The organism is Paenibacillus sp. DRB1-1 (assembly GCF_052119485.1).
GTDB classification, from domain to species: Bacteria; Bacillota; Bacilli; order Paenibacillales; family Paenibacillaceae; genus Paenibacillus; species Paenibacillus polymyxa_B.
Window position 1 is genome coordinate 2150497 of sequence record NZ_JBODQH010000001.1, and the last position, 24655, is coordinate 2175151.

General features: G+C 43.0%; 18 protein-coding genes. 4 read left to right on the plus strand and 14 right to left on the minus strand.

What is annotated here, in order from left to right:
* Window positions 1–11: 11 nt before the first annotated feature.
* From ccpM to ACQW03_RS09565, 3 genes are all read right to left on the minus strand, one after another.
* Complete coding sequence (gene ccpM, locus ACQW03_RS09555; RefSeq protein WP_256703340.1) at window positions 12–1466, minus strand: Cys-rich peptide radical SAM maturase CcpM; 1455 nt, start codon at window positions 1464–1466, stop codon at window positions 12–14.
* A 71-nt stretch (window positions 1467–1537) separates the two neighbouring features.
* Window positions 1538–1723, minus strand: coding sequence for a CLI_3235 family bacteriocin precursor (locus ACQW03_RS09560; RefSeq protein ID WP_071559456.1), 186 nt, complete (start codon window positions 1721–1723; stop codon window positions 1538–1540).
* Between the two features lie 104 nt (window positions 1724–1827).
* A complete protein-coding gene (locus ACQW03_RS09565) occupies window positions 1828–3570 on the minus strand; it encodes an ABC transporter ATP-binding protein (RefSeq protein WP_441949457.1) in 1743 nt (580 codons plus the stop codon).
* A 229-nt stretch (window positions 3571–3799) separates the two neighbouring features.
* Here ACQW03_RS09565 and ACQW03_RS09570 point away from each other — a divergent pair, with 229 nt between their 5' ends.
* The gene (locus tag ACQW03_RS09570) at window positions 3800–4375 is read left to right on the plus strand and encodes an RNA polymerase sigma factor (protein ID WP_441952356.1); all 576 of its coding nucleotides are present in this window, start codon (window positions 3800–3802) and stop codon (window positions 4373–4375) included.
* 159 nt (window positions 4376–4534) lie between these two features.
* Here the strand turns inward: ACQW03_RS09570 and ACQW03_RS09575 are convergent, their stop codons facing one another.
* The 8 genes from ACQW03_RS09575 to ACQW03_RS09610 form a co-directional block, all read right to left on the minus strand.
* Entirely contained in the window at window positions 4535–6382 is a 1848-nt protein-coding gene (locus ACQW03_RS09575) for an ABC transporter ATP-binding protein (RefSeq protein ID WP_441949459.1), read from the minus strand.
* Between the two features lie 65 nt (window positions 6383–6447).
* Complete coding sequence (locus tag ACQW03_RS09580) at window positions 6448–7593, minus strand: hypothetical protein (protein ID WP_071639201.1); 1146 nt, start codon at window positions 7591–7593, stop codon at window positions 6448–6450.
* Entirely contained in the window at window positions 7590–8279 is a 690-nt protein-coding gene (locus ACQW03_RS09585) for an ABC transporter permease (protein ID WP_071639200.1), read from the minus strand. Before ACQW03_RS09585 ends, ACQW03_RS09580 begins: the two co-directional genes overlap by 4 nt.
* Window positions 8280–8283: 4 nt before the next feature.
* Entirely contained in the window at window positions 8284–9162 is an 879-nt protein-coding gene (locus ACQW03_RS09590) for an ABC transporter ATP-binding protein (protein WP_081366789.1), read from the minus strand.
* Window positions 9152–10573, minus strand: coding sequence for a PapB family radical SAM/SPASM ranthipeptide maturase (gene papB, locus ACQW03_RS09595; protein WP_441949462.1), 1422 nt, complete (start codon window positions 10571–10573; stop codon window positions 9152–9154). Before papB ends, ACQW03_RS09590 begins: the two co-directional genes overlap by 11 nt.
* Window positions 10574–11278: 705 nt before the next feature.
* Complete coding sequence (locus ACQW03_RS09600) at window positions 11279–12133, minus strand: carbohydrate ABC transporter permease (protein ID WP_071639196.1); 855 nt, start codon at window positions 12131–12133, stop codon at window positions 11279–11281.
* Window positions 12134–12151: 18 nt separating this feature from the next.
* On the minus strand, window positions 12152–13036 hold the full coding sequence (locus ACQW03_RS09605; protein ID WP_071639192.1) for a carbohydrate ABC transporter permease: 885 nt from the start codon (window positions 13034–13036) through the stop codon (window positions 12152–12154).
* 36 nt (window positions 13037–13072) lie between these two features.
* On the minus strand, window positions 13073–14326 hold the full coding sequence (locus ACQW03_RS09610; protein ID WP_441949465.1) for a sugar ABC transporter substrate-binding protein: 1254 nt from the start codon (window positions 14324–14326) through the stop codon (window positions 13073–13075).
* A 601-nt stretch (window positions 14327–14927) separates the two neighbouring features.
* Between ACQW03_RS09610 and bglX the strand changes: the two genes are divergently transcribed.
* The 3 genes from bglX (at window position 14928) to ACQW03_RS09625 (ending at window position 21723) form a co-directional block, all read left to right on the plus strand.
* Window positions 14928–17090: a beta-glucosidase BglX gene (bglX, locus tag ACQW03_RS09615; RefSeq protein WP_081366788.1), complete on the plus strand. Its 2163-nt coding sequence runs from the start codon at window positions 14928–14930 to the stop codon at window positions 17088–17090.
* 25 nt (window positions 17091–17115) lie between these two features.
* A complete protein-coding gene (locus ACQW03_RS09620) occupies window positions 17116–20556 on the plus strand; it encodes a GH36-type glycosyl hydrolase domain-containing protein (RefSeq protein WP_441952359.1) in 3441 nt (1146 codons plus the stop codon).
* 162 nt (window positions 20557–20718) lie between these two features.
* The gene (locus ACQW03_RS09625; RefSeq protein ID WP_441949467.1) at window positions 20719–21723 is read left to right on the plus strand and encodes a LacI family DNA-binding transcriptional regulator; all 1005 of its coding nucleotides are present in this window, start codon (window positions 20719–20721) and stop codon (window positions 21721–21723) included.
* Between the two features lie 93 nt (window positions 21724–21816).
* Here ACQW03_RS09625 and ACQW03_RS09630 read toward each other — a convergent pair whose 3' ends face one another.
* From ACQW03_RS09630 to ACQW03_RS09640, 3 genes are all read right to left on the minus strand, one after another.
* Window positions 21817–22494, minus strand: a complete 678-nt coding sequence (locus tag ACQW03_RS09630) for a hypothetical protein (protein ID WP_071639185.1) — start codon at window positions 22492–22494, stop codon at window positions 21817–21819.
* Window positions 22495–22586: 92 nt separating this feature from the next.
* Window positions 22587–23807 carry a stalk domain-containing protein gene (locus ACQW03_RS09635; protein WP_441949470.1) on the minus strand — a complete coding sequence of 407 codons (1221 nt, stop codon included), beginning with the start codon at window positions 23805–23807 and terminating at the stop codon, window positions 22587–22589.
* Between the two features lie 349 nt (window positions 23808–24156).
* Window positions 24157–24642, minus strand: coding sequence for a CcdC protein domain-containing protein (locus ACQW03_RS09640; RefSeq protein WP_076293857.1), 486 nt, complete (start codon window positions 24640–24642; stop codon window positions 24157–24159).
* Window positions 24643–24655: the final 13 nt, after the last annotated feature.

Sequence of the window (24655 nt, forward strand, 5' to 3'; positions counted from 1 at the left end):
GGAGACACCCCTCATGCTTTTTCAAAATCGAGAATCGTATCCTCGGAGAAATCATAGCCCAGCTCATTCATCATGCAATAATCAAGTAAGGTATGCCTAATATCATTTTTGACTACCGAACAATGACTCAGCTTCTTTTCTTTGGACAAGGTATGCAAATCATCTGCTACAGCAACACACAGCGTACAAAAGCGGAAATTCCAACAGTTTTTACATGCATCCTCCGTGATTGTCCCTACATTCAAAATCTGGCTGATTTTATCCACTTCAAAGCCTGTGTCCACCTTTCCAATCTGCACCACCTCCGACTGCTCACTGACCCGTTCACATGGATACAGATTTCCATGCACATCCGCAAACAATCGCTGTACACCAGGCACACAGGGTCCGCCATGATGCGCTTCTATCGGCATTCCCGCAGAAGGCTTTCTATAATGAAACATTCGGAAATACATCTGAATATAATAGTCCTTAATCAGCTTGGAGACATGATTTTCATCTACTCTTCCAAACTTGGAAAGCATCATTTTAACTACCTCATAGCCTCTCTGCTCAATAAATTCATTTCTGTACAAAATTTCATCCTTCACATAAGCATCGTTAATGTAGGACGACCTTACACTGTACAGACTTTCGAAGGTTTCATAATTCGTATAAAAATCATTGATACAACCAAAATCATTACGGGTATCCAACACCACATTAAAATTAATCCATTCAAAGAGGTCTGGGTAATTTCTCTTAATTTTATCCACATTGGCAATAATCGTATCGAAGGAGCCCCGCCCGTTAACAGCAAATCGTCTGTTTCTGTCATGATTCTCTTGATCTCCGTCCAGACTGATCGTAAGCACAAAACGATGTTCATCCAGAAAGTCCAGAATATCGTCATTAAGCAGCGTACCATTGGTCGTCAAATGAAAGCCTACATCTCTATACGCTACCTGCTCCTTGATATATTCCACACACTTCTTGACCAACGGAAAATTAATAAGCGGCTCTCCCCCATAAAAACCAAAATCCAAACGGTCACTGTCTACTGACCTATCAATGACAAAATCGATACACTTGCGGGCTGTCTCAAAATCCATCATCAGACTGGTATGACCTCGATTGTCATATCCTCCTGAATAAACGCAGTAAGAGCATCTAAGATTGCAATTTTGAGTTACCTGTAAGGTGAGGGTCTTCAGCTGATGCTGAAGCATATGTTCCAAGTGCTTTGTTTTAGGATGATTCATAATCTGCGGACGCTGTGAAGATAAAAATCCGTTATCCAACAAGTCACGGATATACTGCTGCAATTCCGGTGTAGCCTCCATCTGATCCAGGTCGAAGCTGGAATGCGAATTCAGGAAATGGTAAGCCTCCTCTTTAATCCTCAAAATTAAATTGGTATTTACATCATATACATAATGGTGGAGTCTCGTCTGAAATGTGTATATAAAGGGTTGGCACATGTTCATGATTCACACCTACTCTGTTTTGATGTGGACAGAAGCCTGGAATGCCCAGGCTCCTCCATACAGATACAAGCTTAATAATTACCAATTCCAGTTCCGTTATCTCTGCGATAAGAACCGTCACTTTCACGCTGAGTATTGGAGCTTCGAGTCAAACTGCCTGCGCAATAACAGGAGCAAGGACAATAACAGGAACAACCACAGCCAAATGCCTCAATCGTGTCGCCTACATTCGTGCTTCTTTTCACAAGCTTACGCATGTTAAACTACTCCTCCCATTCATGATATGATTTAAAAAGGTGTTCACCTATACTAATTCCGTACATGGTGTTAAATCACTCTATGAAAGCGTTTGTTTTTTTCATCATTTTATGGAGACCTCTTTTTCCCCTAATACCCATCCTCTGTATTCTGCATGACAGGTCATAAAATGGGAGTGTGATCCTATTTGGGCTGGTTCGCCGTTCTCCAACAAAATAACTCTATCGACATGCGCTAATATCTCGCTGCGATGTGTAACGATGATTACGGTCTTGTCACGCAACCGGGTCTTCAACAATTGCTGAACATTTAGCCTAGCTGCTGTGTCTAGATTGGAGGTCACCTCGTCGAGAATAAACAATGGCGCTTCCCTGATCAATGCCCGGGCCATAGCAATTTTCTGTCTTTGCCCACCCGACAACATGGAGCCGTTCGAGCCTATGGGGAAGTCATCTGCCGAGTTCTGAACCAATTCTTCCAGACCAACCTCCGCGATAATGGCCTCTATTGCATCATTAGTGACTTCTGTGCCTATGCGGATATTACCAAAAATAGTAGTATCAAATAAATACACCTGCTGACTGACCAAAGCTATTTGACTTCGATACTCATCTATTTCATAGCTTTGGATGTCAATGCCGTCATAAGTTATTATCCCTTGATCAGGCTGGCTGAATCTCATAATCAGATCCAGCAACGTAGACTTCCCTGCCCCATTTGCTCCAATGATAGCTACTTTTTCCCCTCGGGCAATCCTAAAGCTCACGTGGGGCAGTACGGGTTCATCCTTGGTATAGGAAAATGAAACATTATGAAATGCAATATGATCTTCGAATGGCGGCTCAGTAAGAACAGACGCTGGAGTGACTGAATTAGATGTTTCTTCCTCTGCCCAATCCAAAAACTGATAATATCGAATGGCGGAGGGAACGACTTCAGCCAGCATGTAGCCAATGTTTAGAATAGCGAATACAGGAGTGGTAACATAAGCACTGTAAGAAACAAAGGCAAAAATCCCACCTACAGTAAGCTGTAAACGAAAGATAAGATTAGCACCTACAACGTACAAAAGCATCATTAGAAGCTGAATTAAAATAGATTCCGAAGCGATATTCCAGGCGTCCAGAAGTGATAATTTCCGTTCTGAATCTACAATTCGACGCTGCTTGGATGAGAACTGCTGATGCTTATGTGGAATAAGACCAAACATCCGTTGCTCCTTCATGCCCCCGACAGATTCCCCAAACCACTGAGCAAAATCACTACTGCCTTCAATTAAATTCCCCACTAGTTTTTTTCTACGCTTCACAAAATACTTCACCACAACATATTTGATGGGTAAAAAGCACAGCACGATTACAGTCATTTTCCAGTTAATGAGCAGCAAACCACATATACCACCAATCATGCTGAACGCCTGCATAATGACAAAAAATACTCCACTATCTGTGATCCTCGATACATTGCCTACATCCGTGCCAATTTGGTTCAGTAGCTCCGCTTCATTGGTTCGGTTAAAATAGCTCATTCGTACTCTTGTCAGATGCAGATACGCCTTTTCAAATAATGAAAAGGTAACCTGTGCGCTTAAGCCTGCCCGAAAGGTTTCTTTACACACATTCAACAGCTTGTCCAAGCAAACGATTAAAAACGCAGCAGATGTGTACAGGATTACAGCCTGCATATTCCCTTTCAGAAGACCTTGGTCCACAATAATCTTGCTTGTTAAAGGCAGTAATATATTCAAGCCCGCTGATAGGATGAGACATATCAAAATGATAGTGACCGTCTTCAGATAAGGTCTAAATGTTGCTGCCAAACGTTTATATACTATGGATTCTTTCATCCTTTTCCCCCTTTCACCAGATGCACCCTCTCCCCCTATTAACTAATTCCGTATCAGAATCAAAATCACCTTAAAATATCTCTTAACTGTTCTAGTAATTCCACATTTACGAGATTAAATATGATTTATGTCATTCTTGAAAATTGGAATTAATGTATATGATTGGCACATACAAAAATCATTTATTTTTTTATCCGTCCAAAGGGGGCTTGAACAAATGCCGACTACGATGGTTATCGACTGTTGCAAAGAGGATCAATGCAGAGGTAGTTCCAGATGCTTTTACAGAAAAATTTGTGAACTTTATCTGAGCGAGGTATATCGTTTCTGTATGCATTTAATCAAGAATCAGTCTTGCTTTAAATTTATGGCAGAAGAATGTACACAAGATACTTTTGTAGCGGCGAGACAGCAACTGGTCAAGCTCAAACATCACCCCAATGTGAAGGGTTGGCTATACCTTACGGCTAAAAATCTTATATATAAATCATTTAGGTGCTACTATACACAAAAAAAGCATGAAACTACGTTTGATTGTGAGAAGATATGTAGTTTCTCAAATTCGGTAGATGAGGAGTGTGAGAATCGAAGGCTGGGAGATGTGGATACGGTTATTGTTAATATTCTAATGCAGCTTTCAAAAAATGAATATGCGCTCTATCAGGACTACTTTTGTCGACAACTGGCTGTGCCCTTGCTCGCTACCAAATATAATATTTCGGTTACAGCTACAACGACTCGAATCTACAGACTGAAAAGAAAACTTCGTACATTATCCCATCAATATTGTCTAACTCATATATAAATATGTCCCTGTAAAGCAAAAAGGCGGAGCCCCTCCCAAAGAGAAGCTCCGCTGTTCGTTCTTGTGACTATGACTTGTGTATTCTAAATAGTCTACTTCTCTAGGTAAAAAAATAATACTGTTCACAGTCCAAATATATGCCGCAATCCCTATACACAGTTAGCGTGCATCATTAGTAATTAGCGCTTCTTGGAATGTATTAATTTCATCAGAAAATAAATCATAGTAAAGCCCTCGACTCTCAATTAGTTCTTGGTGAGTTCCTTCTTCTATAATCTGACCCTTATCCAGAACTAAAATTTTACCTGCATATAAAACAGAGGTATAACGATGAGAAATGTAGAGGCAAAGCCTATCAATAACAAAATTTTGAAATTGACGAAATACTTGTTTTTCTGATTCTGGATCAAGAAATGAACTAGGCTCATCTAATACGTAAACGTCAGCATCTTTGAAGAGCGCTCTGGATATAGCTATCTTTTGCCACTGCCCTCCTGAAAGCTGTATACCCCCTTCAAAGTTTCTTCCTAGCTGTTGTTCTAATTGATTAGGCAAATCTCGTATTACCTTATCTACTCCTGTATGTTGTGCTGATTTCCATATCCTAGTATCAAATTCAAGATGTTCTATACTGCCAAAACCTATATTTTCTCTTACTGAAAAATCAAATTGAACAAAATCTTGAAATATAACACCTATTTTTTTATAAAGTACTTCTTTATGATAATTTCGAATCGAGATAGAATTAATTAAAATATCCCCTTTATAATCTTCATATAATCCCATTAAAAGTTTTATCACTGTTGTTTTCCCTGATCCATTCCTGCCCACTAGAGCAAGAGATTCACCACGCTTCATTTTAAAACTTATATCTTTGAGAGCCAATTCTTTTTGATCTGGGTAGGCAAACGAAACATTTTTGAATTCTATGCATTCTATTGTTAAATCAGCTTGTATACCTGATTCTCTTAGCAACATACTAGAACTGCCTTGTTTATGTTTTATGTTAAAAAAAGCGAATAATTCATCTAGATACAGATTATGATCACACAATGAAATCAATCCTTGAGATACTGTGTTAATATTTTGATTAGCTAATAATACCGCTTGAACTAATGCATAAATACTGCCAACGAGAAATTCTTCGTTCCATGCTATTTGTATAATCATAATCAAAGCAATGGCTATAAACAATGTACTTATTACTTGAAAAGACAAATATAACGCAATACGTTTTTTGGCTAAATACTTATCCTCTTTGTAGAAAACATCAAAAATGCCCTTATATTTTGCTGTAAAGTAGTCACTAAGTTGATACAATAGGATTTCTTTAAAAGACTTCTCATTAGTCAATAAGTAATTAATATACCTGGATTTACGTTGTAAAGGAGCCCGTTTTTTCTTGGCTAAATATTGAATTTGTGTGAACCTCAATAAAGAATAAAAAGATGCTAGGGGGGAAACAACAAGAATGAGTAAGATCCACCATCTGAATGCTATTAAAATGGCGATACTAGAGCATAATGTAACCATGGAACTTAACAAATTAATGAGTTCTTTATAGATCTGAATAGGTCTATCTATTGAGTCGTTTTGCACTCTTTTGAGTTGATTATGTACTTGCGGACTTTCAAAATCCGCAAGATTAAATGTTGATGTTTGTGATACTATTAATGTTTGTAATTTATTTATCAGTGAAATTTGGAACAATTTATCAGAATATTCAATTAAACTTGAAATAAGCAAACTAGAAAACATCACGATAATTACAGGAAACACTGCACTTATTTGAAGCTTATGCCATACCGTGCTAGTCTCTAATTCAGAAACCAAATACTGTATGGAAAGAAGGTTAGCAATCGGGAGTATTCCTTTTAGTAGATAGCCAAAAATAATGATAATAAAGTAGATAGGTTCTGTACTCCATAATAACTTAGTTAACTTCGGCCAATATTGGAATGAATGAAATATAGCTCTGAAATTCAAATGGTCTGCCTCACGTTCCATGCATTCCATCCCTTTCTTTTTATCTACTATTATTTGTTCTTCATGAAATCTCGCTATTTTAGCTCTCAGTCACCCTGAAGTGTATAGACATTTTCGGGATTTTTTTCTCTAACTTCCACAATAATTTCATTTTTGAGGCGTTTAAAAGCGTCAACTTGCTCATTGGACAAGTGGGTCGATTGCGGCAAAATGTAATCAATCCACTTACTCGCCCAATCCATTCCGAAATTAAACTCTAAAAGCTTATTTGAATAAATATTGATTTGAAGTTTATTATGATTTTGAACTATTATTTTCGGCTCGAACGATGACATGGAGTGTATTCGGGTGATTTCCAAGGTATAGCGAACCGGGTGTGTCTGCTTTTTCTTAGCCACTTGATACAGCGTTTCAAAGAGGGTGGCAAATTGCTTCGCCTGATACGAACTAATCCCCTTATACTCTACTTGTGTTTGTCCCACAGTTATTTTTTGAAACGACGATGTCTGTACATTTTCATTAAATAGCCTCTCATATCCCCATACGCCAATCAGTATACTACAAGCAAGGACCATACTGATCCAAGGGATTATAGACTTTTTGCCGCCTCCGCGCCGACTGGATAACAATGTGCCTAATCCGTAAAATAATAAACTACAGCCTAAGAGTCCAAAGAGATTTCGCCAGTTGATCATATAGGGGTTGAATATATTCACTACAGGAGATATGTAACGAAACTTTTCATTAAAAGACCAGGAAACTAAACCTATAGGAAGGTAAAAAGCAATGAGAAAAGTGAAGGCCAACCCATAATGCTTTACTACCTGCCCCAACAAGAGACCCAACATCGATGAAAAAACACTAGAAAATAATACAATGATAACCAAATTCCATAATGATACATCAGCGAATGATTTCCATAAAAGTCCTACCATCATGAGCACGAGAGGAAACGAAAGAATTAAAGAAACATAAAGCTGGTAAGTGATAAGACGGTAATTAGGAAAGACAGAAATATATATATACGGCTCTGTATGATTACGCTTATGTATACTCGCAATCTGTAAAGAAAAAAAAGCTACAAATAACAAGTTAACGCTATAAGTTATTGCAATACTTTCATTCATTATTAAATTGAATAAAATAACCACACTAAAGGAAACGAGCAAGGTTACTGCTTGTTCTCTTCGGAGTAAAAGCTGTAGCCAGAAACGAACTATAATTCCACTCATTCTTGTACCCTCGCCATCCATAGATGATTACTGACTTTCATCAATACCCACATAAGCAAAAATAGGAATATTCGTCCGAAGGCAAACGACCGTGTAAAGAAATTGGAAATAATCCAATCTGGATTAAACCAGATTGAAATGTAGGGCAAGTTGATAGTAATACTGGTTAAAAGGTAGACGAGCATTACAATGTTCACATACAGTTGTTTACGTAAGAGCAAGTTCAATATGACGGTAACTTGAACAGAATATCCCATAGTTGCTATACCCGCTACTGTTAGATTAAGCAGTGTCAAGAATGGAGCCATACCATGAGTCGTCCATTGAACTACACAAATCATAGCTAAAGAGACAAACTGAAATAAGCAAACCACTCCCCACAATACACAACTCTTACAATAAAAATATTGGGCTCCTTTATGCAATTTAGGCATAATAACAGAAGAGATCATTTTTTGCTTCTCGCCATCATAAAGAACAGAATACATTAACGGCATTAGTAATATGGTAAAGAACATTTGTCCATGATGCAAAAATATCCAAAACTCGTTATTCTTATTCCCTGCTCCTAGATATAAAAATAAAGGAATTAAAAAACAAGAGAACGTTAGTGCTATAAAAAACACTACACTTTTCTTCATAAGCAAAACTTCAAATTGAACTAGGGCTCTGATTACTTTTCCCATTCTGCTAACTCTCCTCCGGATCGGAAATGTACAGATACGCATCCTCAAGATTAGCCGTTTCGGGTGTGACTTCTGTACAACAATCTGGAGGGTGGTTACACAATAATCGAGCCTGAATTCTTCCTTCCTTCCGCACAATGGAGGTGATTCGAGCTTGTTGACTTAATTGTTCCAATTGACGCTTGCCAACATCAACCAACCATACTTTACCCTCGACAGTTCGAATCATATCGTCTATAGCCCCTTGATACAGACAACGGCCTTCTTTTAAAACGAGTAGTTTGTCACATGTGCTTGAAACGTCAGGAACAATATGAGTAGATAACAATATAATCCGGTCTTCTCCATAATTCTGAAGCAAGTTTCGAAAAGCAATTCGTTCTTTGGGATCCAGTCCAACCGTAGGCTCATCAACAATTAACAACTTAGGCTGTCCTAACATAGCTTGGGCAATTCCTAAGCGCTGCTTCATTCCCCCAGACAGCTGTTTTATTTTTTTATGAACTTGATTGATAAGTCCCACCTCAATTAATCGCTGTGATGTTTCCTCTTGAATATGACGCTTACCTTGAATACCTTTTAAAGCCGCAAAATAGTTCATAGATTCCAAAATGGTTACATTTGGAAAAAAATCAAAATGCTGCGGCAAGTAACCCAGTAAAGAACGAATAGCATCCGGTTCTTTTTTCAAAGAATGTCCGAATATTTCAACTTCCCCTCGGTCGAATCTAAGTAAAGTGGCAAGAATTTTCATTAAAGTGGTCTTACCCGCCCCATTGTCTCCGAGCAGTCCGAATATACCATTATCAATGTGGAAATGAAGCTCGTTAAGTACTTGGTGAGAACCATATGACTTACTTAAAGCTTGAATATTAATTGTCAAATGAGACATCCTCCAATAGTTGCTCCCGCTGCCGCTTAGCAGAGAACAGGTTTTTCTTGTCTTCTTTAGTTAATCGTAAATACAATTTCATACAATCCATTATTGCACTACGAGTAAAGTTACAGTATCTATCCACTGGCTCATTAATCGAACCACTAAGCACCATATTTTCTTGAGGACAACCTCCACCACATAGATTCTTAGCCCAACATTCTCCGCATACAGTTCTCTTCTCTAAACGCATCTCACTAAGCATGCCACTCTTCTTTCTTACATCCATCCCTCCCCTTACATTCCCTAAAGAATAATCCTTTTCATTAACAAATCGTTGACAAGGATAAAGATTACCATGTACATCAACGGCAAGCATATGCGAGACCGCCCCACAAAAATAATCTCGCTTAGAAGAAGAATGAATCATCTTCAAGTATTTTAGAATGTTCGATATTTGACGTGCTTCCCCATATTTTTTAGCCTGAAGCAAAGATTCAAAATGAACAACCAATTTGGTGAATTCTTGTGCATACTTCTCAAAGTCTTCCTCACTAAGCATCTCGACTGCAGGATACATCGCAACATGGCGAATACCAATCCCCATTAAATGTGTAAGTGTATGTGTTATATCCAATTGTACTGGTGAAATCGTAGCTCTTGCTGTTATGACACCTTTTTTTCTTAAACTTTCCGTTCTATTTAAAATGATTTCATAGGTACCTTTTCTGTTCTGATAATATCGATTGAAATCGTGCGTCATTTGATCACCATCTAGACTTATCTGAATAGAAACATGATGATCTAATAAGAAGTTTTCAATTTCTTTGGAAATCAAGGTGCCGTTCGTTGTCATACTATATGTAACACGTTTATTTGATTTTTCTTGTTTTAGCTTAGTGTAGGCTACAACTTCTTTAATAACTTCAATGTTCAGAAGTGGCTCCCCTCCAAAAAAGCAAATATTCAGTTCTTCTTCTTCGCCAGCATGATCAAACAGATAATCAACTGCTTTTAATGCGGTCTCTGTGTCCATCCGTCCTCGATCATTATATTCTCCGTCTCCTCCATAACAGTAAGAGCATCTTAGATTACACTCTTGAACCAGCATAAGGATTATAGATGATAGACTTACTTGCTCATCATTGCAACTTTTACATTCCTTTTGAATAGACAAATCTTTATTATATATAACCGATGCTTCCTTCAGACTGGCTAATAACCTATCTACCTCTTCTCTACTAGAACGATGCTTAAGTAATTCATATATTTCTTCAATTTCCTTACCTTCGCTATTACATATATCTACTACGACATCATCAATCTGAAAAAGCCCATTTGTTTTTATATTGTATAAGTATAACTTTTCATTTTGTTCTATGATTTTGACGGGATTTTTTTCAAATGGAGCACTAATCACTATTAATCATCCTCTCAAAGTTACAAAATAGGAGGAAGTCCAAGAAGATTAGTTCCCAGACCTCCTAATTGACTATCTGTGTTTGAACCCCTATCGTTGCGAGTTTTACTTCAATTAATCGCTATCATTATTAGTACACCAATGACCACTTTCTTTGCTACAAAACCAATCGGTAGCATCACAACCTACACAACGATCACGTGTATCACAAAAAACACACGTCATAGGAGAAACGCTTCCTTCAGCTACTTGATTAACAGGATCGAACAATTTGATTCACCTCATTTTTTATATATTTTTCATTTCTTTTCCAATATAATCATTTTTTTCGTTACACTCTATACTTTTTTTGAATTAAATATGTAAAATTTGTTAACATATTATTTTTGAAATATTTTCAATTAAATATAATAAAAGTATATTTTTGCCGAAAAAAGCCGATCGTTGTTAATGTAATGCATACCCTAATGATTCTGGAGGCCGCAACTTTTATTCACCTTCGTAACACTCAATCTGAATTCTAACTTTTTCATTTTTTTGTTCCCCATATATAAACAAAATCCTGATGCAGCTTCTCTAAGAATGAACATGAGCTGACCAGGATTTTTCGTTTTTTTCTATACACAAAAAAAACGGAGGGCTTCTTTTGCTCAAACTAGGAAGTCCTCCGTTTTTTTTGTTTTTATCAATTTACGTATTAAACTATTACTTAATCCCCGAAATTGTATAATTCTCGATAATATACTTTTGGAAAATAATGAAGATAATCATGATAGGAACGACCATGAAGGTCGAGCCTGCCATTTGAAGGGCAAATTGACTTTCGTTCTGCCCCTTGAGCAGTGACAACCCGACGGACAAGGTGTACAGCTTCTCATCGTTCGCAATAATGAGCGGCCACAAGAAGCTATTCCATCCACCGATAAAGGTTAAAATGGCCTGTACTGCCAGAATTGGTGTCGAGATAGGCAATACGATTTGCAGAAAAGTACGGAACTCCCCTGCTCCATCGAGACGTGTCGCCTCCAGCAATTCTTCCGGGATATCGGACATAAACTGCCGAAACAGGAAGATCGCGAACGCGCCTACCAATCCAGGAAGGACAATCCCCAGCATGGAATTGGTCAATCCCATCTGGTTCAGGATCAAGTAGACGGGAATCATCGTCACTTGACCTGGAATCATCATCGTTGCCAGTACCAGGTAGAATAGAAAACCTTTGCCTTTAAATTGGAATTTGGCAAAGCCATAACCCGCCATGGCATTGAGGAATAATCCGAAGAAGGAAGCTAAAACAATGATCAGCGTATTCGTCAGATAGGTTCCAAAAGCCATGCTATCGAATAGTAATTTAAAATTATCCAGTGTAAAATGCTGCGGCCAGATGGTCGGAGGAATTTTGGTTACCTCACCCTCTGTCTTAAAGGAGGATAATATCATCCACGCAAAAGGCAGCACCATCAACAGACCTCCCACGGTCAGGAGAATCGCCACGAACCATTGAAATGTTTTTTCACCACTGCGCGTATTGGCGCGGGCTTGCTGAACAGCTGTTTTCACGTTCATCACCTCTCTCTATCAGGACTCCGCTTTATTTTGCAAACGGAACTGAATCAGCGTCACCGCGATGATCGCGAAGAACAGAATGAACGATCCCGCCGCGGCATACCCGAATTTACTAAATTGGAAGCCGTTATTGTAAATGAACAGGGATGCCGTCAGCGTGCCGTCGAGCGGCTTCCCTTTGGTCATGACAAACGGTTCCTCGAAAAATTGCAGCCAGCCGATCATCGTCGTGATGGACACGAAGAAAATAGCGTAACGAAGCTGCGGAAGCGTAATATAACGAATTTGCTGCCATGTATTGGCACCGTCAAGCTGAGCCGCTTCATAATAAGAACCCGGAATCCCTTTAATAGCCGCAATAAAAATAATCATGTTTAAGCCGATGCCCCGCCAAACTGCTAACACAATCAACGAAACTTTCGCTACTGTTGGATCGGTCAGCCATGGGACGGGACCTAAATTCATCATACCAAGTACATAGTTGAATAATCCAAGCGTCGGATTATACAGGTAGCTCCAAACGACTGCGACTGCAACCACATTCGTTACGGACGGTAGATAGAACACAACGCGGAATACTTTGAAAGCACGTGATTTACCCATGTTAATCAGAATCGCGATGCTAAGCGAAAATATCAGCACCAACGGAACACCGATGATGACGAAGAACAGGGTATTACCAAGGGACTTTATAAAGGAAGGGTCCAATAGTACGTTTGTATAATTTTCCAGACCTATAAAGCGAATACTATCATAATTAACAAGTCCTGACAGATCCATATCCGTGAAGCTGATTACGAGCGCCAGTAGAATCGGCAACAGCGAAAACAGCGTCAACAGGATGATGGAGGGACCGATAAACAAGTATGGCGCAAGCTTCTGCGAGCTTCCTTTCATGCCTTCACTCCCTTTGACAATGACGGATATGGATCATTATTTTTTCATTATACTTGTAGCCTGCTGATTAAAGTCATCCATTTCCTTCTGTACATCGGCATGACCGCGGTAAATACGTTCGAAGCTCTTGATGAATTGTTGAGAAACCTCTTCCCATGCGGCCAGTTGCGGCAATGCTGCGGAATGATCCAACTGTTTGCGAATCGTCCGAAGCATCGGATCACTCTTCAGTTTGGCATCTTCCCACGATTTAGTAGTTGCAGGCAAGTTACTGGACAGATCCATCCATTTCAGCTGTGTTTCTGGTTTGCTCATGTAAGCCAGGAATTTGGCCGACTCCTCTGGGTGCTTGCTGAATTTCATAATTGAAAGGTTGGCTCCACCCAAAACGGACAGGTTGTTTACTTTGCCAGGAAGCTCCGCTATATTCCACTTACCTTCCAATTCTGGTGCCTTGCTCTTGATTTCTTTAATCATGAAAGGACCGCTGATAAACATTGGAACGATACCCTCGCCTTGCAAACCTTGAACGGAATCAATTCCAATATCGACTGCGTTAGAGCCATTTTGGAAAAAGGTATTCACATACTTCACAGCATCCACAAACGGTGGTTGATTGAACAGCGGATTGCCCTGCTCGTCAACCAGCTTGGAACCGTTCTGGAGAGCAAACATAAAGCCCATAGACTGCTCCTTTGCACTAAAGGAGATGCCATATTTGCCCTTGCCCCGAGCCGCCAGCTTTTGAGCAGCATCGGAAAGCTCTTCCCACGTTTTAGGTGCTTCATTATATCCGACTTGTTTCAGTAGGTCAGAACGATAGAACAAAACTCTCGTTTCAGTGTACCAAGGCACACCGACTGGTTTCCCTTCAAATTTTGTCGTACCTACAGCACCCTCGAAGAAATTCTTCGATTCCAGTTCAGGATACTTGCTAATATAAGGGGTAATATCCGTCAATGCACCCGCAGACGCAAGTTCGGGAACCCATGATGTACCTAACTGAACCACGTCCGGACCGGATTTTGAAGCAACTGCTGTCAGCAGCTTATCGTGAGCGTTATCCCAAGGTAACGCCTGTACATCAACGTGAATATCTGGATTTTCTTTCTCAAAATCTTTTACAATTTCAGGCAGCAGTTTTCCTTCCGCTCCCATGCCCCACATGGTGATAGTCGTCTTGCCGTTCGCATCTTTGCCAGACGAATCATCCTTGGACGAGCAGCCTGCCAGCGCGCCCCCCAGTAATAAGGTACTTGCCAAAATGATCCCCAATGTTCTTTTCATCATACGACTTCCTCCCGAGATGATCGGTAAACCGATCATGCAATATGATAACGGATTCAAATACGAGGATTTTGCAAAAATTCAATAAGCGACTTCCAATGAACATTATATAGATCGAAATGGTCTAGTTCATCTATATATTGCACTTTCGAGCGACTGGAATCGAATTTTGTAAAATCCTGATGCATGTAAATACATAGCGATTAAAGCATACCGCTATAACACTTATGTTCAAAGCACAAGGACCATACCCGTCAATAGAAACGTTTCGATAGTCATTATAGAACAAATTGAAACCGTATTCAATAGAAATATTATTTTTTATTTGCACAGAATCCCGACTTTTTTTCATTTATATCATCTTTATTACGTTATTTAGCCTATAAAAACCCCCTGAATTGGATTTGACTCTCCATTTGAAAGCGTATATAATCCAACTGAGTTCAACAATAGAAACGTTTCGATTAATAATACGACAGAATATTATGCTTCTATACTAGCTATTAGCCTGTTCAGCACTTTTTTGAATCAATTTTATCCAAAAAATCTCATGAATCTGAAAAAAAGAGCTGTCCACCAACAATACAGCTTATGGAGGATTATGATGGAACAACACCTGAATTCCTATTTAGAAAACATGACGCTTGAAGAAAAAGTCGATCAACTGCTACAGCTTGTGGGTGCCTTCTTTGAAGAAGCGGGAACGGATAGTCAAATTACCGGCCCCATGGCTTCTCTCGGCATCACAGAGAAAAATGTCCATAACGTCGGTTCCGTGCTTGGTATCGCAGGGGCCAAGGAAGCGATTCGTGTTCAGCAGGCTCATTTGAGTAAAAATCGTCTGGGTATTCCGCTTTTAATTATGGCAGATATTGTACACGGCTTCAAAACGATTTTCCCTATACCGCTGGCCATTGGTTGCTCATGGGATATGCAACTTGCAGAAGAGAGCGCTACCATTGCAGCCCGCGAGGCGGCTGTATCCGGTGTTCACGTCACATTCGCTCCTATGGTCGATCTAGTGCGTGACCCGCGCTGGGGCCGTGTGATGGAATCTACAGGGGAAGATCCTTACCTCAACAGCGAATTTGCTCGTGCGTTTGTGCGCGGGTTTCAGGGTAAAGATCTGACGAACGATACCGACCGGGTGGCCGCATGCGTGAAGCATTTTGCCGCATATGGAGCTGGCGAAGGCGGACGGGATTACAACACTGTAGATGTATCCGCATGGCAGCTGCGAGAGTATTATCTCCCCTCCTACAAAGCTGCTTTAGATGAAGGCTGCGAAATGGTGATGACGTCCTTCAATACCGTAGAAGGCGTAGCAGCAACGGGCAATAAGCGCCTGATGCGTGATTTGCTTCGTGATGAATGGGGCTTTGATGGTGTGCTCATCTCGGATTGGGCCGCCATCAAGGAGCTTATCCCTCACGGCATCGCCGAGGATGAGCGCGAGGCAGCGAAGAAAGCACTGCTGGCTGGCGTAGATATTGAAATGATGACCTCCTGCTATAACGGGCATCTGCCTGAGCTGGTTCGCAGCGGACAACTGGATGAAGCGCTCATTGATGAAGCCGTGATGCGTATATTGAAGCTCAAGCAAAAGCTGGGCTTGTTCGAAAATCCGCTACGCGGCGCAGACCCTGAGCGTGAACGTGAAGTTGTGTTCTGCGAAGCTCACCGTACGGTTGCCAAAGAATTAGCTATTAAATCTTGCGTGTTGCTCAAAAATGATTCCGTTCTTCCATTGAATCGCAATCAACATATTGCGTTGATCGGACCTTTTGCAGAGAGCGGTGATATCCTGGGCTCTTGGTCGTGGAGCGGTTCACAGGAGGAAGCTATTCGCGTTGTCGACGGGTTCCAATCGAAAATATCCTCCTCGCTGCTCACGGTTGCGGCAGGTTTCTCTATCGACGATATAACTGAGGAGCAATATGCGGAAGCTCTGCAAGCAGCCAGCCAAGCAGAGGTTATCGTGTTGGCGCTTGGTGAGCGCTCCGATATGAGTGGTGAAGCAGGCAGCCGTTCCAATATTCGCCTGCCACAAGCCCAGTTGGAACTGGTGAAGCGCCTGAAGACGCTGAACAAGCCTATGGTAGCCGTATTATTTAATGGTCGTCCGTTGGATCTGCACGGTGTCATTGAAGAAGCAGACGCCGTATTGGAAGCCTGGTTCCCTGGTGGTGAAGGCGGCGCGGCGATTGCCGATTTGTTGTACGGTGATGCCGAACCTACGGGTCGTCTGACCATGTCCTTCCCGCAAACGGTCGGACAGGTGCCCGTGTATTACAATCATTTTAATACGGGACGCCCGCAGTTAGATCCGAATACAAAAGAACGCTACGTGTCTCAATATCTAGACGTACCAAACGAACCTTTATTCCCGTTCGGCTATGGACTGAGTTACACCGATGTAGCCTATGACAGCGTACAGCTTTCCGGCGATACCCTTATACCTGGTCAGGAACTGACCATTAAAGTGCAGGTAACGAACACAGGAACACGTCCGGTCGAGGAAACCGTCCAGTTCTATGTTCGTGATATCAGCGGTGATACAGTTCGTCCAATGAAAGAACTGAAGGATTTCTGCAAAGTCCTTCTTGCCCCAGGCGAAAGCCGGGAAGTGGAATTTGCATTGACCGAGCCTCAGCTGCGCTATCATCATGCAGATTTGAGCTTCAGCAGTGACAGCGGTGAATTTGCCGTCTTTACAGGACCTAACAGCCGAGATACTAGTGAAAGCCGTTTTCGGTTAGTGAAATAAACAGGAAAGTGAGGCGTTCCCTTTGATGAATACAAGTCTGGATCAAAATATTTTGCTGCGGGCCGGCGACCTGTCTTTTACCTTCTTAAGCAGTGGTGATGTGTATAAGATCGCCCACGGCTCAACGATGATCAACCAACTGTTGACCAATTCAGTCGACGGTTCCTTGAACAATCTGTACTTGAGATTGTACCGTCCGTCCGGTGTAAGTATCACTCCCCTGCTTGGAGTTCGCTCACCGGGAGTAATCCGACAAACGGATCAGCAGATTATTTGGGAAGGTTTCACCGCTGGTGTAGGCTATCAGGTGACCTTCACGCTAAGCCGCCTGGGAGTATGGTTCTGGGATGTAACCCTACAGGGCGATGACGTGGAAGCAGATATCGTGTACGGTCAGGATATCGGCATTGCCGATACCGCTGCTGTGCGCAGTAATGAAGCTTATTTGTCTCAATATATTGACCACACCGTCTACCATGATGAACAAAGAGGCTACACCGTTTGCTCACGTCAAAACCAGCCTCAAAGTCAGGCGTTCCCATACATTCAACAAGGTTCGTTAACCCGCACTGTTGGTTACTCGACTGACGGATTTCAGTTCTTTGGACTTTCGTACAAAGAAACGAATGAGCCGGAAGCACTCCATCGTGACTCGCTCGCCAATGAAGTGTACCAATACGAATTCGCCTATACCGCGTTGCAATCTGAGCGGGTGAAACTTGCAGGGGAAGCTCGCTTTACTTTTTACGGTCTGTTCCAGCCCAATCATCCAGCCGCAGTGACAAAGCTAGAGTATCAGGAGCTGGTGACAAAGGCACGCAACGAAGTAGCTACCGTTCTAGCGGACGCTTCCGAGACCAGTATACCGGCACACGCGACAAGTGATCTTCAGGCAGGGCGTGTGGCTCCAGCTCAAACCATCGGTGAGCCGCTGCGCACGCTGGACTTAACCGCTGCCGAAGTGAATCAACTTTTCCCGAAACGGCAGGAAGAAGAACGGGATGGCGATGAACTACTTTCCTTTTTCACGGACAGATATGAGCATGTTGTACTCAAATCCAAAGAGCTTCGTGTAGAGCGTCCCCATGGGCACATTTTAATGGGCGGGCATTACTCAGGAGGTAAGGAAGAAACCATTACAACCACCTCCTATATGTACGGGGTGTTCAATTCCCAGCTCGTTATCGGCAATACGAATTTCAATAAAATGATCACCAACGCGCGTAATGCGCTCAATATTCCCAAGACATCCGGTCAGCGTATCTATGTCGGAATCCAAGGGAAATACCGCCTGCTCACGATGCCTTCCCTGTTCGAGATTGGCTTCAATTATGTGCGCTGGTACTACAAAACGGCTGACGATACATTCATTATTACAAACCATACGAATGCCGATAGCCCAGAAGTACGGCTTCATATGCGTGCGGCAAGCGGCAAAACCTATCCGTTCCTCATCACTCAGCAAATGTCTATGCATGTGAACGAATATGAGCTTCCGTTTCATATGGAACGTGAAGGTGACGCCCTGCTCTTCCGGGCAGACTCTGCTTCCCTGAGCGCCGAAGCCTATCCAGACCTGCTGTACCGAATGCACATAGAGGGCGCTCCATTACAGCATGTGAGCGACGCTCACGTACTGCTACAGGGGAATGCTTCCCCTGATGCGTCTCTGGTTGTGCTGGAGCTGGGTGACAGTAGCGAATGGACCTGCACCGTGCAGGGTTGGCTGAATGGGCCTTCAGCCGGGCAAGAATCAACGCACAAAGAGCGTCACGCTTCCTTTGAAGATGAGCGCGAGCGCTATCGGGAATATTTTGCCGAGCTTATGAACGGTTTCCATCTGTCGCTGGGTCAACACGAAACGAGCGAGCTATTCCGTGTGAACGCAGTGGCTTGGTGGTACACCCACAATATGCTCGTTCACTACTCTGTGCCTCACGGTCTGGAGCAATACGGCGGTGCAGCCTGGGGAACACGTGATGTGTGTCAGGGGCCTGTGGAATACTTCTCAGCTACGCAAAAGTTCGACGAGGTTCGTTCCATTCTGCTGACTGTTTTCAGCCATCAGTACGAGGACAGCGGAAACTGGCCGCAATGGTTTATGTTTGACAACTATACTCACGTGCAGCAAGAAGAAAGCCATGGGGATATTATCGTCTGGCCGCTCAAGGTACTGGGCGATTATTTGACCGCTACCCGTGATTACAGTATTCTGGGAGAAAATGTACCTTACACCCATCGGCATACTTTCGATTATACCAAGCAGACCGCGACTCTCATGGAACATGCCCTGAAGGAAATCGAATATATTCGGGAGAATTTCCTTCATGATACGTATTTGTCGGCCTATGGCGACGGCGATTGGGATGATACCCTCCAGCCAGCCAATGCTCAGCTGAAGCAATATATGGCGAGCAGCTGGACGGTTGCACTCACCTACCAAGTTATTAGTAACTTTGCTGCTGCTTTGGAGCAGGCCCCCGCAGGTGTAGTAAGCGAAGCCGACAAGATCGCACAAGATCTACATCAAATGGCCAATGGCATCCGTAAAGACTTTAACCGCTACATGCTGGAGAGCGGAATTATTCCGGGCTTCGTGTATATGGAAGAGCCCGGTCAACCTAAGCTGATGCTCCATCCGTCTGACACCGAGACAGGAATTCATTATCGGTTGCTGCCAATGACACGCAGCATGATCAGCCAGCTGCTCACGCCTGAGCAAGCATTGGCTCATGAGCAGCTCATCCGTGAGCAGTTCCTCTGCCCGGATGGTGTGCGTCTGATGAACCGCCCTGCACAGTATGATGGCGGTGTGAGCTCGCACTTCAAGCGTGCAGAGCAAGCGGCCAACTTTGGACGTGAGGTCGGGCTGCAATATGTGCATGCTCATATCCGCTTTGCGGAAGCGATGGCCAAGTTGGGACGCAAGGATGACGCTTGGCACAGCTTGAAGCTCATCAATCCGGTCGGCATCCGTGCGTCCGTACCGAATGCTGAATGGCGCCAAAGCAACGCCTATTTCAGTAGCTCGGACGGTAAATTTAACACCCGCTATGAAGCACAGGAACGGTTTGGTGAACTGCGTGAAGGAGCCATCCCCGTCAAAGGCGGCTGGAGAATCTATTCCAGTGGTCCGGGAATTTACATGAATCAGCTCATATCGAATGTCCTTGGTATTCGTCAGTCGGGCGGAGATCTGATCCTGGACCCTGTGCTACCGGATCATCTCGACGGATTAGAATTTGAATTTTCCTTTGCAGGAAAACCAATTACCTTCGTCTACCGCATGCTGCAAGAGCGTACTGGTAGTGAGCAAGGCCGTGCAGTATTGAACGGAACACCACTGGAAAGCGTGCCAGCCGATGATAATCGTTACCGCTCCGGTGCCTTGCGTATCAAACGTGAGATTTTCGAGCAGGCCTTAGCAGAACATGACGGTGTACACCGTCTGGAGATTATTTTATAAAGAGTTTTTGATGCTAAATCTAGTATAGGCAACAAAGGGGTGGCGATCTTGCGGGATCGCCCTTTGCTGCTTATGTGTAGGACTACGACATTTGGAATAGATATGTGGTTAATAATGAATATACAATAGCAATTATAAGACGGACGACAAGGAGGTGACGATGTGGTCAGCATTAAGGATATCGCCAAACAGGCGGGCGTTTCCATATCTACCGTTTCATATGCCTTGAATGGTAGCGATAAGGTAACAGAAGAAACTTGCGCACGTATTTTAGCGATTGCCAAAGAGCTTAACTATGTGCCCAATGCCGCCGCACGTAATCTCAAGAAAAGGCAGACCAAAATTATTGGCGTTTTCCTGACTGATTTCCGTGGAGACGTTTATGGAGATTTACTGTACGGCATCAAGGAAATTTTGAACCGCAAGGGCTATGATCTCATCGTATGCAGCGGTAAGCAGTCTCACCGAATGCTGCCGGAACGCATGATCGACGGCGCCATTGTGCTGGATCAGACGTTTGAAAGTCAGGAGCTACTGAACTATGCCGAGCGAGGACATAAAATTGTCGTATTGGACCGTGAACTGAATCATCCTAACATTAACCAGGTGCTGCTGGATAACAAAGCGGGCGCCGCTCTCGCAATCGAACATTTATTGGAATTGGGACACCGTAAGCTATATGTGGTTACCGGACCAGAAGGTTCTTACGATTCATGGCAACGGATGCAGGCGGTCAAGCAGACCATTGAGCGTAGCGGCGTCGCTGAAATGATCGAAATTGACGGCGATTTTGAGAAATCGGGTGGCGAACAGGCGGCTGAAATCATTTTGCAGCAACAAGTTAGCCCGGGTTCGGAACCTGTAGCCGTATTTTGTCTCAATGATGAAATGGCAGTGGGCTTTTACAATCGAATGGCTCAGTCAGAGCTGACGATTGGCAAGGATATTCATATCGTCGGCTTTGATAATATCGAGCTGGCGCAATATATTCAGCCCCGTCTGACAACGATTGACTATTCCAAACGTAAATGGGGCGCTGTAGCTGCCGAACAAGTTCTCAAAATCATTGCCGGGGAAGACGTGGAGCATGAACGTTTATACGTTACGCTTGTCCAAAGAGAATCGGCAGGCGCAGCATTCATCACCCAAGATCAACAGAATCTGTAATGAACAACGCAGAAGTAACCTGCTCGCCAGCCTCAAAAAAAGAACTTCCATAGTCCCAGAACACGGGTTGGAAGTTCTTTTGGTTATACTTTTTTAACCTAACAAATCCTCAATTAAATTCGACAACGACCGTAAGGGATTGCCAATCGTTTCCCCCGTCTCCAGCTCCACCTGTAACGCAGCATCAACCATAGACAACTGTGCTACAGCCAGCCCTCTGCTTGGATCAGCCTTCCTCAGCTCATACAGCGAACGAACCAGCAATTCCTTATACTCGTCTTCACGTCCCTGCATAATCAGTTCAAAAGCGTCCTCCACCACCTTAACCTCTATCCAAGAAGAGATATCTGGTTTGCCTAACAGAGCAGCCGTATGATAAAGACGCTTCATCGTTCCCTCTACAGTAGCCGGATTCGTGAATACCAAGGTCCGTGGCAGCAAATCATCGCATATCTCATGAAAAAAGGGCTCATCCAGCGCGATTATTGGTGTAGACATGGTCAATTGAGCCTTTTCCGCCAAAACGATATAATTCGTGCACGTTACCAAAATAACGTCTATGTCGCTTTGGGCAATCCAGCTTAGTTGCTCTTCTACCTTGCGACTGGCATCGTCCGCAGAAAAATGCGGGTCTGACGAGATCCGGCGCATAAGCCCAGGGTCCACAAAATGTATCAGCTCCACCTCATAAGAAGCAAAAACTCGTTCCACATAGGCTATGTTCGAGTGATGTGCATGCAGGCAGCCCACACGTTGCTTTAAGCCTTCCATCGTTCAACCCCCTGTTATATGTTTGCATCATTTTAACAGGAACAGGACGGTTGGAAAAGCGTGCAATCAGGCCATACCACAAACGCACTTTCTTAAAACTTGCCGTTTGTATTTTTCCACTCTGTTTTAGCTGGAACCTCCTGAACTACGTCCCAATGTTCTGCTACCTTGCCGTTCTCTACCCGGAACAGATCATAGACAGCGGCTGAAGTTCCCTTAGACGATGTCAATTCACTCACAACCAGCACGAAGTTGCCTTCTCCAATAACCATGTGGACCTGACCATACCCAAAAGAAGCTCCTTGGCTTCCCGCTGCGGAAAATGCTTGCTTCAAATTGGATACACCGTCACCAAAAAGAGGATTATGCTGAATGTACTGATCACCATTATAATAACTTTCCAATGCAGCACGATTTTTGCCAACTAGAACATCATCCACAAACTTGCGGATCAGCGTTTTGTTCGTCTCGGTTTGGTTGAGATCCGTGATCTGTGTTGTTCCATCAATCATGGTGTGTCCGCTTGGATTGGCTGGGGCCGAGTCCTGCATGTTGTCCCAATGCTCAACAATTTTACCATTGCTATCGAAGCGGAAAATATCAATAACAATGCTCGTTTTCCCTGCAGTGGACTCTTTATAATGAACCGCTACATAATTACCATCCTGAATTACACGTTGGATTTCAACCTGTACATTGGCTCCCTTCGACTGGCTAATCCCTTGCAGCAACGCTTCTCTTCCGCTAGCAAAGCTCAGATTGTGCTGGATGTACTGATCTTTGCTGATCCAAGTCTCGGCCGCTTTCGTGTCTCCGGTTTCAAAGCTTTTCACGATTTCAACGACCTTATCCTTGTTACTCACCCCAATTCGCACCGTTTGGCTGGCCGGGTCCCAAATCACTTGCTTGCCCCATGCCTCTTTGACAACATCAACCGGTACATAGGTTACCCCTTGCTTGGTCAATAGGGTCGAGGTGGATAGCGGTACCTTAATCCCGTTGATTTGCGCTTCCGGACTGCCAGATACCAGTACAACCGTCGCCTGATCATATCGGATAGTCGTGCTTTGTCGTGCCGTATTGAACGTAATATGCTTGGCATCCATCGGAATTCCCAAACTGGAGGCCAATTGTCTCAAGGGAATTAGAACCTGCTTATTTCTCACGATAGGCGCAATTTTGTAAGCCTCCTTCTTGCCATCTACCCAAACCTGAATACCCGTAGTAGGTTTTACCTCGGCTGCTAAAGCCGGTACAGCAGAAGACAGAACGAGCAAGCCAGCGAGTGCAGCAGTAACCGTATGTTTTTTCATGAATGTAAGCCCCTCTCAACATATGAAATAGAATATGGAAAACAATTTCCTTTTATGTAACTTATATAGTTACAGCTAATTACAAAAAATGAGCTTTTCTCGTCCTACCTTATCTTTAACCCCGATCTGAATCTCTTGAAACCTCAATACCCCTCCTTTCAAAATTTTATATGTGTAGCCCATTATGCAGCAAGCTACAACTCTAGAATAAAGGATATTGGGGCTAATAACAATGTATGCTTATGGGCTTACAAATGAATTTATGATGAAACCACAAAAAAGCGGCTCCTATCGCCAAGCGAATGAACGCTTTTTGAATAGTAAGCCGCTGTTAACCCCATTGCTATTGTTATACGGATAACGTTCTCCGAAACTTGATAAAGCTCCCGATTCGCCATATTGAGATATATACCAGCGCCATCGTAATTGCCAGCATGCTAATTCCGGTCGTACCCAGACTACTGAGGTACTGGGTCAAAACAACGCGAATCAAGATAATAGCGATAATAATATATTTAAAATATTGGTTCGGCTTGGGATAAATAAGACCGTCATCCCGTCTTTCATACGCCGTATGCAGCAAAATAACATAGCCAAACAGAGCCCCTAATAGCCCGGCAACCAGCAGTTCCCAAAAGGCGGGGGGCGCGTACGTTTGACCGGGAATATGCATTAATTGGTACACAGACATCATCATAAGCGGGAACGCGATAAACAAGGGGAGCAGAATCCGGATTCCGTTTCCTTTTACCGGCCCCCCTCGTCTTTTGGTTCTCAACCAGATCATCAGCCCCACCAAAACAGCCAACAATGCATATATAAATATCGTCGTCATGGTGAAACTCCTT

Bases quoted from the DNA above. Each gene is read 5' to 3' on its own strand.
- ACQW03_RS09605 (WP_071639192.1), bottom strand. From the start codon at position 13,036: ATGAAAGGAAGCTCGCAGAAGCTTGCGCCATACTTGTTTATCGGTCCC.
- ACQW03_RS09585 (WP_071639200.1), bottom strand. From the start codon at position 8,279: ATGGGAAAAGTAATCAGAGCCCTAGTTCAATTTGAAGTTTTGCTTATG.
- bglX (WP_081366788.1), top strand. From the start codon at position 14,928: ATGGAACAACACCTGAATTCCTATTTAGAAAACATGACGCTTGAAGAA.
- ACQW03_RS09620 (WP_441952359.1), top strand. From the start codon at position 17,116: ATGAATACAAGTCTGGATCAAAATATTTTGCTGCGGGCCGGCGACCTG.
- ACQW03_RS09560 (WP_071559456.1), bottom strand. From the start codon at position 1,723: ATGCGTAAGCTTGTGAAAAGAAGCACGAATGTAGGCGACACGATTGAG.
- ACQW03_RS09580 (WP_071639201.1), bottom strand. From the start codon at position 7,593: ATGAGTGGAATTATAGTTCGTTTCTGGCTACAGCTTTTACTCCGAAGA.
- ACQW03_RS09575 (WP_441949459.1), bottom strand. From the start codon at position 6,382: ATGGAACGTGAGGCAGACCATTTGAATTTCAGAGCTATATTTCATTCA.
- ACQW03_RS09610 (WP_441949465.1), bottom strand. From the start codon at position 14,326: ATGATGAAAAGAACATTGGGGATCATTTTGGCAAGTACCTTATTACTG.
- ACQW03_RS09630 (WP_071639185.1), bottom strand. From the start codon at position 22,494: ATGGAAGGCTTAAAGCAACGTGTGGGCTGCCTGCATGCACATCACTCG.
- ACQW03_RS09570 (WP_441952356.1), top strand. From the start codon at position 3,800: ATGGTTATCGACTGTTGCAAAGAGGATCAATGCAGAGGTAGTTCCAGA.
- ACQW03_RS09635 (WP_441949470.1), bottom strand. From the start codon at position 23,807: ATGAAAAAACATACGGTTACTGCTGCACTCGCTGGCTTGCTCGTTCTG.
- ACQW03_RS09565 (WP_441949457.1), bottom strand. From the start codon at position 3,570: ATGAAAGAATCCATAGTATATAAACGTTTGGCAGCAACATTTAGACCT.
- ccpM (WP_256703340.1), bottom strand. From the start codon at position 1,466: ATGAACATGTGCCAACCCTTTATATACACATTTCAGACGAGACTCCAC.
- ACQW03_RS09640 (WP_076293857.1), bottom strand. From the start codon at position 24,642: ATGACGACGATATTTATATATGCATTGTTGGCTGTTTTGGTGGGGCTG.